The sequence below is a fragment of the Nocardioides sp. NPDC006303 genome (assembly GCF_040613175.1).
In the GTDB taxonomy this organism is placed as follows: domain Bacteria; phylum Actinomycetota; class Actinomycetes; order Propionibacteriales; family Nocardioidaceae; genus Nocardioides.
On sequence record NZ_JBEXRR010000055.1, the window covers coordinates 16,621 to 32,823 of the forward strand.

Here is a 16,203-nt window from a genome sequence, read left to right on the forward strand (position 1 = left end):
ACCATCATGATCACCACGCTCGAGGCGCCCCTGTGGATCGAGCTGCTTGCGGCCGGCCTCGGCGGGCTACAGGGGGCTCTCTTCGCCGCCAGCGAGCGCCACCGCCGCATCGACGTCCTGGGAGTCGTCGTCATCGGCCTCTCCGTCTCACTCGGCGGCAGCCTGCTGCGCGACATCCTGCTCAATCAGCCGCCCGTGGTGATCTGGAGCAACTGGTACCTGCTCGTGGCCGGCGCCTCGGCGGTCCTGGGAATGCTGGTTCAGCATCTGCTGGCGCGCGCCGACTGGCCGCTCACCGCCCTGGATGCGGTCGTGATGGGGCTGTTCGGAGCGATCGGCGCCTCCAAGGCGCTCGCGCTCGGGGCGGGTGAAGCCGGTGCACTGGTGGTCGGAGTCGTGGGCGCCATCGGCGGCGGGATGCTGCGCGACGTCATCCTGAGCCTGCCCTTCTCGTTCCTACAGGTGGGGACCCTGTACGCCGTCGCGGCTGGTGCCGGCGTCGGCGTCCTCATCCTGCTCGTCGGCCTCGGCACCCCCGTGGCGGTGGCGGGCCCGGTCTGCGTCATCGTGACGGCGACCCTCCGGCTGGTCGCCGTGCGCTTCGAATGGCGTTTCCCCGAGCAGGGGCCGCTGCGCCTCCGGCGACGCGTCGGGCGCGGCGGCGAACACGCGTGAATCGAGACCCGCGGTCTGACCTCGGTCTCCGCGAGCGGGTCAGCTCGACGGGATGTAGAGCTTGTACCCAGCGGGCAGCTTGTCGGGTGCCCTGGTGCCGTTGTAGATCCGCAGCTCCTCCTCGGTGATGCGGAACTTCTTGGCAACGCTTGCGTAGGTGTCCCCGGCGACGGTCGTGTAGACCGTCTCCCCGGTGCCGGGCTGGGGTTTCGGCTTGGGCTTGGGCTTGTCCGCCTTGGCCGGGATCTCGATCGTCGTGCCGGCGAGCAGCTTGGTGGGGTCCTCGTAGCCGTTGTGCGCCATCAGAGCATCCGCGGTGACACCGAACTTCTTGCCGATGCTGACGAACGTGTCACCGGCGACGACCTTGTACTTCTTCAGCTTCGGCTTTGCCGTCGGAATCTTGATCTCGCTACCCGCCAGCAGCTTGGTGGGATCCTCGTAGCCGTTGTAGGCCATCAGCTCGCCGACATCGATGCCGAACTTCTTGGCGATGCCGGAGAAGGTGTCTCCGGGCGCCACGGTGTACGTCTTCCCGGCCGGTTTTGCGGGTGGGCTCACCACGAGCTTGGCACCCGCTCGGATCTTGGCGGGGTCGGCGATCTTGTTCCAGGTCGCGAGGTCGCTGACCTTGACGCCGTACTTCCCGGCGATCCCGGAGAGCGTCTCCCCCGGCTGGACGGTGTGGGTCTTCCGGTCGGGCTCCGCCTGGGCCACGGTCCGATCCAGACCCAGGATCGGCGCCGCTGCCACCGGCGGCAAACCCACGACCAACGACGTGATCGAAGCTGAGAACCCGATACCTACGGCACCCGAGATCAAACGTGCCATTCGCTTGGCCATGGTCAGCACATTAATCCGTGCGGATGCTCGAGCGTGCGCATTCAGAGCAATTCCGCCGGAGATGCCAACCGCCCCGCGACCATGACGGTCGCGGGGCGGTCAGGAACTGACGTACGTCAGAGGGACTGCAGGATCTCGCGAGCGAGAGCAGCGGTCTCCGACGGGGTCTTGCCGACCTTGACGCCGGCGGCCTCGAGGGCCTCCTTCTTCGCCTGCGCGGTGCCGGCGGAGCCGGACACGATCGCACCGGCGTGACCCATGGTCTTACCCTCCGGCGCGGTGAAGCCGGCGACGTAGCCGACGACAGGCTTGGAGATGTTCTCCTTGATGTAGGCCGCGGCCCGCTCCTCGGCGTCGCCACCGATCTCACCGATCATGACGATGAGCTTGGTCTCGTCGTCCTTCTCGAACGCCTCGAGGGCGTCGATGTGGGTGGTGCCGATGATGGGGTCACCGCCGATGCCGATGGCGGTGGAGAAGCCGAAGTCCTTCAGCTCGTACATCATCTGGTAGGTCAGCGTGCCCGACTTGGAGACGAGACCGACCGGGCCCTTGCCCGTGATGGTGTGCGGGGTGATGCCGGCCAGCGACTCGCCCGGCGTGATGATGCCGGGGCAGTTCGGGCCGATCATCCGGGTGGCCTTGCCCTGCAGGTAGGACCACACCTCGGCGGTGTCCTGGACCGGGACGCCCTCGGTGATGACCACGATCAGCGGCATCTCGGCGTCGATGGCCTCGATCGCGGCGTCCTTGGTGAACGCCGGCGGCACGAAGAGCACCGACACGTTGGCGCCGGTCTCCTTCATCGCCTCCGCGACCGTGCCGAACACCGGGAGCTCCACGTCGGCGCCCTGGGCGTCCTTGTGGGTGACCGTGGTGCCGGCCTTACGGGCGTTGACGCCACCGACGATCTGGGCGCCCGAGTCGAGCATCAGGGCGGTGTGCTTCGCACCCATGCCGCCGGTGATGCCCTGGACGATGACCTTGCTGTCCTTGTTGAGGTAGATGCTCATGTTTCTCTCTCCTGACCTCAGGCGTTGGCCAGCTCGGCGGCCTTGTCGGCGCCGCCGTCCATGGTGTCGACGATGGTGACCAGCGGGTGGTTGGCCTCACTGAGGATCTGGCGACCCAGGTCCACGTTGTTGCCGTCCAGACGCACGACGAGCGGCTTGGTGGCCTCGTTGCCGAGGATGTCCAGCGCGCCGACGATGCCCTTGGCGACCTCGTCACACGCGGTGATGCCACCGAAGACGTTCACGAACACGGACTTGACCTGCTCGTCGTTCAGGATGACGTCGAGACCGTCGGCCATGACCTGCGCGTTCGCGCCGCCACCGATGTCGAGGAAGTTGGCGGGCTTGACGCCGCCGTGAGCCTCACCGGCGTACGCGACGACATCGAGGGTCGACATGACCAGACCCGCGCCGTTGCCGATGATGCCGACCTGGCCGTCGAGCTTGACGTAGTTGAGGCCCTTGTCCTTGGCCTTGGCCTCGAGCGGGTCCTCCTCGTCACGGATGACGAACTGCTCGTGGTCCTCGTGGCGGATCTCGGAGGCGTTGTCGTCCAGCGACACCTTGCCGTCCAGGGCCTCCAGCTTGTCGCCCTCCAGGCGAGCCAGCGGGTTGACCTCGACGAGCGTCGCGTCCTCCTCCACGAACACCTTGTAGAGGCTCTCGATCATCGCGACGGCCTGCTCGAAGACGGGCTCAGGGAAGCCGCACTCGGTCGCGATCTCGCGCGCCTTGGCCTCGTCGACGCCCTTGCCGGGGTCGATGCCGATCTTCTTCACGGCGTCGGGGTTGGTCTTGGCGACCTCCTCGATCTCCACACCACCCTCGACGGACGCGATGCAGAGGTACTGCCGGTTCGACCGGTCCAGCAGGAAGGAGAAGTAGTACTCCTCCACCGGCGGGGTCGCCGGCGTGATCAGCACCCGGTTGACCTTCAGGCCCTTGATCTCCATGCCGAGGATGTTCGAGGCGTGCTCGAACGCCTCGTCCGCGGTCTTGGCCAGCTTCACGCCGCCGGCCTTGCCTCGGCCACCGGCCTTGACCTGCGCCTTGACGACGCAGAAGCCGATCTCCTCGGCGGCCTTCTTGGCTTCCTCAGCCGTCTCGACGACGACACCTTCGGTCACGGCGACGCCGTGCTTGGCGAAGAGCTTCTTCGCCTGGTACTCCATGAGATCCACTGATCCACCTGGTCTGTGTGTTGCGGTACGGGGGCCGTACCGCATGGATCAGCGGTCGACGCCCTCGTCTTCAGATGTGTCCGTCCAGCACCATAGACCCCGCCGAGCCGGACTTACGAGCCCAGGGCACACGACGTGACGTACGCCACTGGCAGGGCGTGAGGCCGGACACACCGGACATATACCAACAAATCGGCAACCTTGGGTAACAGTCCGTAGCCCTGCGTAGCGACCCCCGTTTGACCCCGTACGACGCAGCCCGCGGTCCGGGGACCGGCGGGTTTCGAAGGCGTATCGAGGCGCAAATCGGCCGAAGACACGCGTTTCGGGTGACATCAATAAGTCGCAATCGAGTTCCGAATCTGGCGGAAATACGCAGATCAGCGACTGATTCGGCCACAGCCGTTGGTGAAATCAGCGAAACGGGCGTGCCACATTTCTTGACCCCGCCCTCCGGTCCGTTACAGTCATGGCTCGCCGTCTGACCCCGAACAGCGGAGATATGAACTGATGGGCAACCACCGAGCCGACGTCACAAGTGACAGTCCGCGTTCGGTCACCCCTTCCCCCGGAGCAACCACGAGCAGCAGCAGCTACGTTGGGAAGCGGCGCGCAGCGCCGGCGACCGACAGCCCTGCCTCTAGGCCTGCCCCGCGAGCGACCGGATCGACCTCCTACGTCGGGAAGCGGCGCGCCGCGCCGTCCCCCGCCGTTGGGACCGCGAAGCCAACCCCCGCCCCTGAGACTCCTGAAGAGCCGGTAGCCAAGGCCCGGCCCAACCGCGTGGTCCTCGAGCAGACCGGCAAGCTGCCGGTCGTCGGGTCCCCCCGCGACTACGAGGCCACCGACGGCCGCATCTCGACGGGTGAGCTGCGTGCTCTCGTCGAGGGCGACGGCCCGTCCTTCCCGGCCTCGTTCCCGACGCCGCCGCCTCCCGCGGCGACCCCGATCGTGCCCGTGCAGCGCCGGGCGGCCCAGATCGACCCGGTCCTGGCCGACCTGCTCTCCTCGATGGGCATCGACCCGGACAAGGTGACCCCCGAGGTGCTCGAAGACCTCGGCGTCGGAGGCATGACGACCTCCGAGCTCACCATGTTCCTGACCCAGCCGTCCAAGCCCGCGCCGACCAAGGCGACGTCGAGCAGGTCGATCTCGACCAAGACGCCGCCGCGCGGCATTCCGGCTGCTCCCGTACCTCCCGCGCCGGTGCTTCCGGAGCCGGTGGCGCCCGTCGCTCCGGTCCCCTCGGTTGCCCCCGTCGCTCCTGAGCCGACCTTCCAGGCGCCCGAGCCGACGCACACCCCGAAGCCGCTGCGGATGGCCAACACGTTCGCCCCGCTGACCGGCAAGATCCGCGCCGTGCGCGAGGCCCGCCAGATCCCGGCTCCGCCGGTGGCCCCGGCTGCGCCGGCCTACGAGCCGGAGATCCAGGAGCCCCGCGGGTTCCAGGAGGCGTTCGACGCGCCGCCGACGTCGTTCAAGATCGACACGACCTCGTTCCCGGCCCCGCCGGTGTCGCTGCCGCAGCAGATCGACTTCGACTCGATGGCCATCGACCTCCCGGCCGAGACCTACACCGTGGATGCGCCCTACTACGAGGCGCCGCAGCCCCACGAGGCGTACTACCAGGACGACTACGCCGACGGCTACAACAGCGACCCGCAGCAGGCCGAGACCTACTTCCGCGCCGACACCGGCAGCATCGACCTGCCGAGCATCAGCGAGATCGCGACCTACCGGCCCGAACTGCACGACCTTCCGGCGGTCGAGACCACCGGCACGATGGTCGGCATCGGCGGCCCCACCCGTCCCCGCACCCGGCGCGCCGCCGCTGCGGCAGCCGGTGGCCGCCCGACGGTCCCGCTGACCGCCGGCGCTGCAGCTCTCGCCGCCGCCATCGGTGGCATCGCGCTGACCGGCGGTCCGACGATGGTCGCCGCCGATGACGTACGCCTCGTCGGCGCCACCGCGCTCGGTGGCGACAGCGACATGGTCATCGTCGGTGACCGCTCCGCGACCGTCACCCGCAACGACGAGCGCTCCGAGGCCGACACGGCAGCGAGCGACCGCGAGAAGGCGCTCCAGGGCGTCGACGTCCAGGCCGACAAGCAGGACAAGTTCCTCAAGTCCAACATGTGGGAGCTGCCGATCCCGGCGGGCGTCTACCGCATCACCGGCACCTTCGGCTCCTCGGGCTCCAACTGGTCCAGCACCCACACGGGTCTCGACTTCGCGGCCCCCTACGGCACGCCGATCCACGCGATCGCCCGCGGCACGGTCACCGAGACCGCCTGGGGCGGGGCGTACGGAAACCGGACGATCATCACCCTCGAGGACGGCACCGAGATCTGGTACTGCCACCAGAGCGACTACGGCGTCTCCGTCGGCCAGACGGTCTCCCCCGGTGAGGTCATCGGCTACGTCGGCTCGACCGGCAACTCCACCGGCAACCACCTCCACGTGGAGGTCCGCCCCGGTGGTGGTGACGCCGTCGACCCCGACGCCGCCCTCAACGAGCACGGCGTAGACCCCAGCTGACGCCGAGTCGGCGCATCCTGACCGAAGAACCCGCCGAGTCGGCTCGTTATGACGAGCCGACTCGGCGGCATTTCGGGTGAGAACGAGCCGACTCGACGCTGATCTCTGTCAGGACGAGCCGACTCGGCGCGTCAGAGCTTTTCGACCGGCGCGTAGCGGAGCAGGAGGCGCTTGACGCCGGTGTCGCCGAAGTCGATGCTCGCTACCTGCTTGTCGCCCGAGCCCTCGATGGTGACGACGGTGCCGAGGCCGAAGGAGTCGTGGGTGACCCGGTCGCCCGGGTCGAGCGAGGGCACCTCACGGGCCGGCTTCGACTTGGCGGCGACGTCGGCGCGCAGGGCGGCCGAGGAGAAGTTGCGGCGGCCGGCGGCCGTGGGCTGGCCGAGACGCTGGCCACCGCCCCAGCTGTCGTTGGCGAAGTTCGGCCGGCCCCACGAGGACATCTCCTTCTCCGTACGCCGCCAGTCGACCAGGTCGACCGGGAGCTCGTCGAGGAAGCGGCTGCCGGGGTTGTGCGAGGGGGCGCCCCAGGCGGACCGGACGACGGCACGCGAGATGAAGAGCCGCTTCTCGGCGCGGGTGATGCCGACGTACGCCAGACGGCGCTCCTCCTCGAGCTCGGTGCCGTCACCGAGGGCCCGGGAGTGTGGGAAGACGCCGTCCTCCATGCCGGTGAGGAAGACCGCGGGGAACTCCAGGCCCTTGGCGGTGTGGAGCGTCATCAGGGTGACCACGCCGTCCTCGTCGTCGGGGATCTGGTCGGTGTCGGCGACCAGGGCGACCCGCTCCAGGAAGTCGCGGAGCCCGGGCTCGACGGTGCCGGCGTCGACGTCGGCCGGGTCGGCGCTCGGGGCCGCGACCGGGTCGTCGGAGAACTCACGGGCCACGGCGACGAGCTCGGCGAGGTTCTCCACGCGGGTCTCGTCCTGCGGGTCGTCGGACTCCTCGAGCGAGGCGAGGTAGCCCGATCGGTCGAGCACCGTCTCCAGGATGACGTCGGCCCGCTCGCCGGCGGCGACCATCTGCAACAGCTCTTCGACCATCGCGACGAAAGCCTTGATGTTGGTCAGGCTGCGGGTGGCCAGACCGGGGGCGTCCTCGGCCTTCTGCAGCGCATCCCAGAAGGTCAGGCCGTCCCGCTCGGCCAGCGCGTTGACGCAGGCCACGGCGCGGTCGCCGATGCCCCGCTTGGGGGTGTTGAGGATCCTTCGGAGCGAGACCTGGTCATCGGGGTTGGCCAGGGTGCGCAGGTAGGCCAGCGCGTCGCGTACTTCCTTGCGCTCGTAGAAGCGCACACCGCCGACGACCTTGTAGGGCTGGCCGGTGCGGATGAACACCTCCTCGAAGACACGCGACTGGGCGTTGGTGCGGTAGAAGACGGCGACGTCGGCGGCCTTGAGCCCGCCGTCGACGAGCTTGTCGATCTCGTCGGAGACGAACCGGGCCTCGTCACGCTCGTCGTCGGCGACGTAGCCGACGATGCGATCGCCGTTGCCGGCGTCGCTCCACAGCGCCTTCTCCTTGCGACCCTTGTTGTTCTTGATGACCGCGTTGGCGGCGGTGAGGATCGTCTGCGTGGAGCGGTAGTTCTGCTCCAGCAGGATCGTGGTCGCGTTGGGGAAGTCCTGCTCGAAGTCGAGGATGTTGCGGATGTTGGCGCCGCGGAAGGCGTAGATCGACTGGTCGGCGTCACCGACCACCATCAGCTCGGCCGGCTCGGCGCGAGGGGTGTCTTCGGCGTAGGTGTCCGTCAGCGCGGTGTCGTCCATCCGGTCGGCGCAGAGCTCGTGGACCAGGGCGTACTGAGCGTGGTTGGTGTCCTGGTATTCGTCGACCAGCACATGCCGGAACCGGCGCCGGTAGACCTCGCGCACCTCCGGGTAGGCCCGGAAGAGCTCGACCGTCGACATGATCAGGTCGTCGAAGTCGAGGGCGTTCGCCTGCCGCAGACGCTTCTGATACTCCTTGTAGGCCGCCACATAGGTCTGCTCGAGGTGGTTACGCGCGTCCTTCTCGGCCGCCTCCACATCGCGCAGCTCGTTCTTCTGGTCGCTGACCCAGTTGAGCACCTGGCCGGGCTGGTAGTGGCGCGGGTCGAGGTCGAGGTCGCTGAGGACCAGCTGCATGAGCCGCTTCTGGTCCTGGGCGTCGTAGATGGAGAAGTTGGACTTCAAGCCGACCTTGTCGATCTCCTTGCGGAGGATCCGCACGCAGGCGCTGTGGAACGTGGAGACCCACATGATCCGGGCGCGCTTGCCGACCAGGGCTTCGACGCGTTCCTTCATCTCGGCTGCGGCCTTGTTGGTGAAGGTGATCGCCAGGATGCTGCCGGGGTGGGCGCCGCGCTGCGAGATCAGCCACGCGATCCGCCGGGTCAGCACCCGGGTCTTGCCCGACCCTGCTCCCGCGACGACCAGGAGGGGCGCCCCCTGGTGCTGCACGGCGGCCTTCTGGGGCTCGTTGAGCCCGTCGAGAAGCTCCTCGGTGCTCGGGCCACGCCGTTTCGTACGCGGCTCGTCGGCCGGCTGCGCCGAGGCGAAGGCCTCGAGGCCCGGAATGGTTGCGACAGGGGTCTGGTCAGGCGTACTCATGCTGCCTCCAGCCTAGGGGCTGGCACCGACAAGTCGCGGGTCGGCGGGCCCTGTGGGGATCGTCAGGCAGCGACGTGCGCGGAGGACCAGAAGACCGCCACGCAGACGTTGATGATCGTCAGCCCGAAGATCGTCCAGTAGAGCCCGTCGGAGATCTTGGGCTTGCGCAGCTGCGACATCACCAGGCCGAGGATGACCAGGCCGATCACGAGCTTCACGCCGACCTTGGCGTGGTCGACCGGACCGTCGCCCATCTCGAGCACGCCGACGAGCAGCAGCCCGGCGAGGAACGCGGTGCCGGAGCCGTCGCGCATGAGGCCGTTGGCGACCTTGTCAGGGGTCTTGATCTGCACCAGCAGGCCGCCGAAGAGCGCTGCGAAGCCGAGCAGGTGAATGACGAGCAGGATGTGCCGCACGATCTCCATGGGCAAAGACTAGAGCCACCGCTTCGGAGCCCATCACGGGGTACCGCTTCGGCACGTTTTCGAACGATCACACGATTTTGGTCACATTCGCCTTGGGGAATTCGGCGACGTCTGCCTACTCTCACCGTGACCGCCACCATCGCTCTCGGCTCCGCAAGGAGGATTCTGACGTGTCATCACCTCGCCCGACCCTGCCCACCGGCGGGTCCAGACCGCTCGATCAGCTCCGTCAGTCCATTCGCTTCGACGTACCGGCCTCGCTGGTCGTCTTCCTCGTCGCCGTGCCGCTCTCGCTCGGCATCGCCGTCGCCTCCGGTGCTCCTGTCGCCGCGGGCCTGATCGCCGCCGCAGCGGGCGGCATCGTCGCCGGCCTCTTCGGCGGCTCACCACTGCAGGTCAGCGGCCCGGCCGCGGGCCTCACCGTTGTCGTCGCAGAGACGGTCGCCGAGTTCGGTTGGGAGGCGACCTGTGCGATCACGGTGATGGCCGGAATCCTCCAGGTCGTGCTCGGTGCCACCCGGCTCGGGCGCTACGCCCTGGCGATCTCGCCGACCGTGGTCAGCGCGATGCTGGCCGCGATCGGGATCTCGATCGTCCTCGGCCAGCTCAACGTCGCCCTCGGCGGCCGCTCCCAGTCCAGCGCGTTCGAGAACCTCGAGCACATCGTCCGCAACGCGCAGGAGCCCAACATCCACGCCATCCTGGCCGGGCTCGGGGTGATCGGCATCCTGCTCGTCTGGCCGCGGCTGCCTCAGCGGGTCCGCGCGGTGCCCGGCCAGCTGGTGGCCATCGTCGCGCTCACCCTGCTCGCCGCGGCATGGCTGCCCGGTGCCGAACGGGTCGAGCTCGGTGGTGACCTGCTCGACGAGATCGGCTCGGTCGCGCTGCCCGAGGGCACCCCGCTCGCGGTGGCCGGCGCGGTCCTCACCGTCGCCCTGATCGCGAGCGTCGAGAGCCTGCTCTCGGCAGTCGCCGTCGACAAGCTGCACGGCGGCCCACGCAGCAACCTCAACCGGGAGCTCGTCGGCCAAGGCCTGGCCAACTCCGCATCCGGTGCCCTGGGCGGCCTCCCGGTCACGGGCGTCATCGTGCGCAGCTCGACCAACGTCGCCGCCGGAGCCCGCACCCGCGCGTCCGCGATCCTGCACGGCGTCTGGGTGCTCCTCTTCGCCCTCGTCCTGGTCGGACTCGTGGAGCAGATCCCGCTCGCCGCCCTGGCCGGGCTGCTGATCATGATGGGCACCGGCCTGGTCCGGCCTGCCGACATCTCCCAGGCGCACGCCCGCGGCGAGCTGTGGATCTACGGCCTCACCATCGCGGGAGTGCTCGCGCTCAACCTCATCGAAGGTGTACTGATCGGCCTCGTGGCCGCGCTGGTCCTGGTGCTGTGGCGCCTGGTCCATGTGCGGATCGACGTACGCCCGGCAGGCCTGGCCGCCGACGGCCGCGAGAAGTGGCTGGTCGAGGTGCACGGCAGCCTCTCGTTCCTGGCGACACCGAAGCTGGTGAGCAGGCTCGACGAGATCCCGGAAGGCCAGGTCGTCGAGCTCGACCTCCTCGTCGACTACCTCGACCCGGCCGGACGAGACCAGCTCGACCACTGGCGCGTCCGCTACGAGGCCGCCGGCGGCACCGTGCTCGTCGAGCACTCCGGACCGCACGGCGACGAGGCCCCGCGTCAGGAGCGCGCGCTCAAGGCGCCGCCGATCAGTCCCCGCGGCCTGCTGCCGTGGAGCGCCTGGCAGGACGTACGTGCCGACCGCGCCGACGGACACCACCCGCTGGCCCTCGGCGTGCGGGAGTACCACCGCCGCCACGCGGCGCCGCTGCGCCCGGTCTACGAGGGGCTGGCCGACGGCCAGGAGCCGCACGCGGTCTTCCTGACCTGCGTCGACTCCCGGGTGGTGCCGAACCTGATCACGTCGAGCGGCCCGGGCGACCTGCTGACCGTGCGCACGATGGGCAACCTCGTGCCCGAGCCCGGCAGCCCGGACAGCTCGGTCGCGGCGCCGATGCTGTTCGGCGTGGACGACCTCGGCATCAACACCGTCGTGGTCTGCGGCCACTCCCGCTGCGGGGCGATGACCTCGGCGCTGGAGAGCACCCGTGCCGGGGAAGTGCCCGCCGGGCCGGTCGGCGACTGGCTGCGTCACGCCACTCCGGCGATCCAGGAGTGGCAGGCCGGGCATCCGGTCGGCGCCGCAGCCGCCGCGGCCGGCCGGAGCGAGGTCGACCAGGTCTCCCAGGTCAACGTCGCGGTGATGATCGATCGCCTCGGGGAGATCCTGGCAGGCCGGGACGTACGTCTCGTGGGGCTGTTCCTGGACATCTCCGACGGGACGCTTCAGATCCTGCGCGGGGACGGGTTCACGACACTCACCGACGCCGAGACCGACGAGCTCGCCCACCTGATGGAGGCTCGCCCACCCGAGCCGGCCTAGGCCCTAGAGCAGACGGCGGTCGTTGGCCCAGCGAGTGAGCTCGTGACGGCTCGACAATTGCAGCTTGCGCAGCACGTTGGACATGTGGGTCTCGACCGTCTTGATCGAGATGAACAGCTCGCCGGCGACCTCCTTGTAGGAGTAGCCGCGGGCGATGAGGCGCATCACCTCGCGCTCTCGTTCGGTCAGGCGGTCGAGATCCTCGTCGATGTCGGCGATGGCGATGGTGCCGGCGAAGGCGTCGAGCACGAAGCCGGCCAGGCGCGGTGAGAAGACCGCGTCTCCGCCGGAGACCCGCTGGATCGCGGCGACCAGCTCGGCGCCGGTGATGGTCTTGGTGACGTAGCCGCGGGCACCGCCGCGAATGGTGCCGATGACGTCCTCGGCCGCGTCGGAGACCGACAGCGCGAGGTAGCGCGGCGAGCCGTCGACGGCGGGCGCCTTGCGCATCACCTCGACACCGCCGCCACCGGGAAGATGTACGTCGAGCAGCACCACGTCGGGCTTGCCCGCGGCGATCGCCTTGACCGCGGTGTCGACATCCTCGGCCTCCCCGACGATCCGGATCACCGGCGACCGGCTCAGCTCGGCGCGTACGCCGGTGCGGAACATCGCATGGTCGTCGACGATGACGACCTTGACCTCACTCATGGTTGCTCTCCATCCGCGGCTGCTTCAGCCGCACCTCGGTGCCCTCTCCCGGAGACGATCTCACCACAGCGCTGCCGCCGTGGCGCGACATCCGGTCGATGATGCTGTCGCGTACGCCGTGCCGGTCGGCGGAGACCTCGTCGACGACGAAGCCAGCTCCCCGGTCGCGGACGAAGACCTCGAAGGCCTCCTCGGTCGCCTCAGCGTAGACGTCGACCCGTCCGGTGCCGGCGTGCTTGGCGGCATTGGTGACCGCCTCGCGGGTGGCGGCGACGATCGGGCGCACCGTCTCGTCGAAGGGGCCGTCGCCGACGACCACCACGTCGACGGTCACGCCGTGGGCGTCCTCGACCTCGGCGGTGGCCGCCTTCAGCGCGGCCGCGAACGTCTCGTCGGCCTCGGCCGGGGTCGAGAAGAGCCACTCCCGCAGGTCGCGCTCCTGGGCGCGGGCCAGCTTCTGCACCATCGCGGGATCGCCGGAGTTGCGCTGGATCAGGGCAAGGGTCTGGAGGACGGAGTCGTGCAGGTGAGCGGCCATGTCGGCGCGCTCCTGACTCCGGATCCGCTCCTCGCGCTCGCTGCCCAGGTCGCTGGCGAGCTGGTGCATCCACGGCCCGACGACGAGGAAGCCCGCGCCGAGCACGATCAGCCCGGCGATGATCAGCGCGGTGGCGTTGCCGAAGTCGAGCTGGCCGCCGGCGAGGATCACCGCGAAGAGCATCAGCCCGACGCCGACGCCCACTCGGACGTACGCCCGCCAGCCGCCCTTGCCGAAGACCATCCGCACCAGGTCGAGGCGTCCGGTGCCGTCGATCCAGCGCTCCCGCTGGGCGGCGTCTGCCTGGCGCCACAGCAGCGCGACACCGGCGACGCCGAGCATCGCCGGCCAGATCAGCGCACCGGCACCGAGCAGGGTGTCGAAGAGCACCACGGCGCCGAACCCGAGGGCGAGCAGCGCGATCGCCGGGCCCTTGTCGACGCCACCCGAACGCGCGGCGGGGCGGCGGCCACCGCGGGTCGCGCTCTCACCGCCGGGCGTGGACTGCTCCAGGAGGGGCGCGGCGGGGACGAAGATCCACAGGGCGGCGTAGAGGAGAACGCCGAAGCCGCTGAACACGGCGGTCACCACGAAGAACGCGCGCACGGCGAGCACCGGCAGGCCAAGGTGTTCGGCCAGACCCGCGGCCACGCCGCCGATCACCGACGCGTCGGTGTCTCGGTAGGCGCGGCGTACTGCTGAAGCGGAGCCCGAAGCCATAGGCCCTGCGCGCTCCGGGGGCGGTGCCGGCAGCTCCGCCGTGGCATGGGTTGTCGTCATGATGACATCCATCGTCACACCAACCGCGGGTGTATGCCATGAGGATTCACCCTGATCCTTGCTCGTCGAGAACTCAGGGCCGTCCCTGATGGTCTGCGGGGTGCTGAGGAGTCAGAGTAGGGGTGTGACGATCCCGCCCGAGGCACCGCTGCCTCCCAACCCGGAGCCGCCCTCGCCTGTCTCCGAGGAGCGCGCCCGCCCCAGTGTCGAGCAGCTGCGCAACCTCAGTGGCCTGCGGCGTACGACCCATGCCTCTCCGGAGGGACGGCACATCGCCGGCGTCGCGGGTGGGATCGCACGCCACTTCGACGTCGACCCGCTGCTGGTGCGGGTGTTGCTGGTCGTGGCGGTGTTCTTCGGGGGCGCCGGCGGGATCGTGTACGTCGCGGCCTGGGTGCTGGTGCCCGAGGACGGTGCCGAGGACGGGATGATCCCGGTCGGGCCGCCTGCCCGCAACCTCCTGCTCTGGATCGCCGGCGGGATCGCGGCGATCTCGCTGCTCGGCGACGCGTTCGGCGACACCAGCGTCCCCTGGTTCTGGCTCGCGGTGCTCGGGGTGGTCGCGCTCTGGTACGCCAACCGCGGCAAGTGGGGCCGAAAGCGGGGCGGACCTCCTCCGGCCCCCGCCGCGTCTTCTTCAACCACGAGCATGGACGTTCCCGCAGCTCAGACGCGCACTCTTCCGGCACCGTGGCCGCCCGGATCCTACGATCCCAACGCGGCTGTCACCCTGGCCGGCCGGCGGCGCCCGCCGCTGCTGTTCGGCCGCGCCATCGCGGTCGCCGCGCTGGTGGTCGGCGTCCTCGGGCTCGTCGACGTCGCCGGCTGGGCGCCGGTCCCGACCAGTGCCTACCCGGCGGCGCTCCTGGCCGTCTTCGGTGGCTTCCTCGTGCTCGGCGCCTTCTGGGGCCGGGCCGGCGGGCTGATCTTCCTCGGGCTGCTCGCGCTCGCCGCGCTGCCGCTCACCATGATCGACCCGTCGAACATCGACACCGGCAGCAGCATCGAGTCCCATCCGCGGAGCGTCGCGATGCTGGAGTCGTCCTACCAGGTCGACGCCGGGGAGATCATGCTGGACATGAGCGCCATCGACGCGAAGACGCTCGAGGGCCGCGAGCTCGACATCAACAGCTCCTTCGGCGAGATCACCGTGATCGTCCCCGACGACGCCACCGTCGCCGTCGACGCCTCGGTCGGCACCCTCGGCGAGGCGCAGGTCTTCGACGAGACCCGCAGCGACGTCGGTGGGTTCAACCTGGCCCGCACTCACGTGGCCGGCGAAAAAGGCAGCGAGCCCGGTCTCGCCGATGACGCCGACCTCCAGCTGACCGCCACGGCCGATGTCGGTGCGATCAACGTCTACGAGGAGAGCGACCCCAGAGCCGCACGCTTCGTCGACACGACCGAGAGGAGCACCCCATGAGCTACGACTACGCTCCCCCGCCACGCTTCGAGGACCGGGCGGGCGACGAGAAGCCCACCGGCCGGCACCCGGTCAACATCGGCCACCTCGTCATGGGCCTCGCTTTCCTCGTCTTCGTCGTCGTCTGGGCCCTGATCGTCAGCGGCGCGGTCGACATCCACAGCATCGAGGACCTCCGCTGGCTCCTTCCGCTCCCGTGGATCGTCGGCGGCTCCATCGGTCTCCTCGCGGCGCTGCTCAGGAAGAGCTGACTCTTTCGCGGGGTCGTTTGTCGTCTCTGCGGGATCGTATTTTCGGGGTTGGGGTGGGCCGCCGACCCGTTCTTGGAGGGTCTTCTCGATCTGGACCGGCGTCAAGGACGCCCTTCGGGCGCCGGCTTCGCCGGCCGCCTTCGGCGGTCCTGGACTCCGGACCAGATCGAGAAAAGATTTGGCTGGCTATCGGGGCGGCGGCCCGGGTGTGGCGCAGCGGATCCTTGCCTGAGAAGGGTGAGGTCGATGGGGCGGAAGGGTGGCCCTCCGGGCCACTTACCATCCACAGATGCTAGACCGTTCGCTCACCGCGAAAATGGTCGTTGACCTGGGAAAATAGGTGGCCACGAAAGGCTCTGCGGCGTAGAATCAGACCCATCACAGCACACCTCTGAAAGGGGAGGATGGCGATGAGTCTCGGCCGCTCGATCGACCACTGGGGCACCAACCCCGGCGACGCGATCGACGCCGCCTTGAAGGCCATCGAGACCGCCCTCCAAGACCTGCTGACCACCGACCCCACCTACTGGCGCACCGAGCAGAAAAAGGACCTGCTGGAACGCTTGGAGAAACTCCAAGCCCAACAAGCCGCGCTGAAACTCCGGGTCCTCGCCACGGCCGGCGACATCGCTGAGGAGACCGGCGCCAAAGACGCCTCCGCCTGGATGCGCGCTGAACTCCTGGTCGACAAGGGGGCCGCGCGGTCCCAGATCAAACTCGCGACCAGCGTCGCGAAGTACGACCTCGTCGCCGCCGGCCTCGCCGAAGGCGTCGTGTCCCTGGACAAGGCCAGGGTGATCACCAAGGCGCTGGACAAGATCCAGGCCGACCCCATCGCCAGTGCCGAGGACCT

Annotated in this window: 13 protein-coding genes; 6 read left to right on the forward strand and 7 right to left on the reverse strand. The window is 69.2% G+C overall.

What is annotated here, in order from left to right:
• The first annotated feature begins 6 nt into the window (after positions 1-6).
• Positions 7-675, forward strand: a complete 669-nt coding sequence (locus tag ABZY89_RS27045) for a TRIC cation channel family protein (protein ID WP_355232241.1) — start codon at positions 7-9, stop codon at positions 673-675.
• A gap of 39 nt (positions 676-714) precedes the next feature.
• Here the strand turns inward: ABZY89_RS27045 and ABZY89_RS27050 are convergent, their stop codons facing one another.
• From ABZY89_RS27050 to sucC, 3 genes are all read right to left on the reverse strand, one after another.
• Positions 715-1,392, reverse strand: a complete 678-nt coding sequence (locus tag ABZY89_RS27050) for a LysM peptidoglycan-binding domain-containing protein (protein ID WP_355232243.1) — start codon at positions 1,390-1,392, stop codon at positions 715-717.
• Positions 1,393-1,634: 242 nt separating this feature from the next.
• Complete coding sequence (gene sucD / locus ABZY89_RS27055; protein ID WP_008364062.1) at positions 1,635-2,531, reverse strand: succinate--CoA ligase subunit alpha; 897 nt, start codon at positions 2,529-2,531, stop codon at positions 1,635-1,637.
• 17 nt (positions 2,532-2,548) lie between these two features.
• Entirely contained in the window at positions 2,549-3,712 is a 1,164-nt protein-coding gene (gene sucC / locus ABZY89_RS27060) for an ADP-forming succinate--CoA ligase subunit beta (protein WP_355232245.1), read from the reverse strand.
• 783 nt (positions 3,713-4,495) lie between these two features.
• Between sucC and ABZY89_RS27065 the strand changes: the two genes are divergently transcribed.
• Entirely contained in the window at positions 4,496-6,250 is a 1,755-nt protein-coding gene (locus ABZY89_RS27065) for a M23 family metallopeptidase (RefSeq protein WP_355232247.1), read from the forward strand.
• A gap of 131 nt (positions 6,251-6,381) precedes the next feature.
• Here the strand turns inward: ABZY89_RS27065 and pcrA are convergent, their stop codons facing one another.
• The gene (gene pcrA, locus ABZY89_RS27070) at positions 6,382-8,841 is read right to left on the reverse strand and encodes a DNA helicase PcrA (protein ID WP_355232249.1); all 2,460 of its coding nucleotides are present in this window, start codon (positions 8,839-8,841) and stop codon (positions 6,382-6,384) included.
• Positions 8,842-8,903: 62 nt separating this feature from the next.
• Entirely contained in the window at positions 8,904-9,266 is a 363-nt protein-coding gene (locus tag ABZY89_RS27075; RefSeq protein ID WP_350719670.1) for a hypothetical protein, read from the reverse strand.
• Between the two features lie 170 nt (positions 9,267-9,436).
• Here ABZY89_RS27075 and ABZY89_RS27080 point away from each other — a divergent pair, with 170 nt between their 5' ends.
• Complete coding sequence (locus tag ABZY89_RS27080; protein ID WP_355232251.1) at positions 9,437-11,707, forward strand: bifunctional SulP family inorganic anion transporter/carbonic anhydrase; 2,271 nt, start codon at positions 9,437-9,439, stop codon at positions 11,705-11,707.
• Between the two features lie 3 nt (positions 11,708-11,710).
• Here ABZY89_RS27080 and ABZY89_RS27085 read toward each other — a convergent pair whose 3' ends face one another.
• A complete protein-coding gene (locus tag ABZY89_RS27085; RefSeq protein WP_355232253.1) occupies positions 11,711-12,358 on the reverse strand; it encodes a response regulator transcription factor in 648 nt (215 codons plus the stop codon).
• Complete coding sequence (locus tag ABZY89_RS27090) at positions 12,351-13,676, reverse strand: PspC domain-containing protein (RefSeq protein ID WP_355232255.1); 1,326 nt, start codon at positions 13,674-13,676, stop codon at positions 12,351-12,353. The genes ABZY89_RS27085 and ABZY89_RS27090 overlap by 8 nt, the downstream gene beginning before the upstream one ends.
• A 124-nt stretch (positions 13,677-13,800) precedes the next feature.
• Here ABZY89_RS27090 and ABZY89_RS27095 point away from each other — a divergent pair, with 124 nt between their 5' ends.
• The 3 genes from ABZY89_RS27095 to ABZY89_RS27105 form a co-directional block, all read left to right on the forward strand.
• Complete coding sequence (locus ABZY89_RS27095; RefSeq protein WP_355232257.1) at positions 13,801-15,099, forward strand: PspC domain-containing protein; 1,299 nt, start codon at positions 13,801-13,803, stop codon at positions 15,097-15,099.
• Positions 15,096-15,350 carry a hypothetical protein gene (locus tag ABZY89_RS27100; RefSeq protein WP_355232259.1) on the forward strand — a complete coding sequence of 85 codons (255 nt, stop codon included), beginning with the start codon at positions 15,096-15,098 and terminating at the stop codon, positions 15,348-15,350. The genes ABZY89_RS27095 and ABZY89_RS27100 overlap by 4 nt, the downstream gene beginning before the upstream one ends.
• Positions 15,351-15,760: 410 nt before the next feature.
• On the forward strand, positions 15,761-16,203 hold a 443-nt coding region (locus ABZY89_RS27105; RefSeq protein ID WP_355232261.1), incomplete at its 3' end, for a DUF222 domain-containing protein.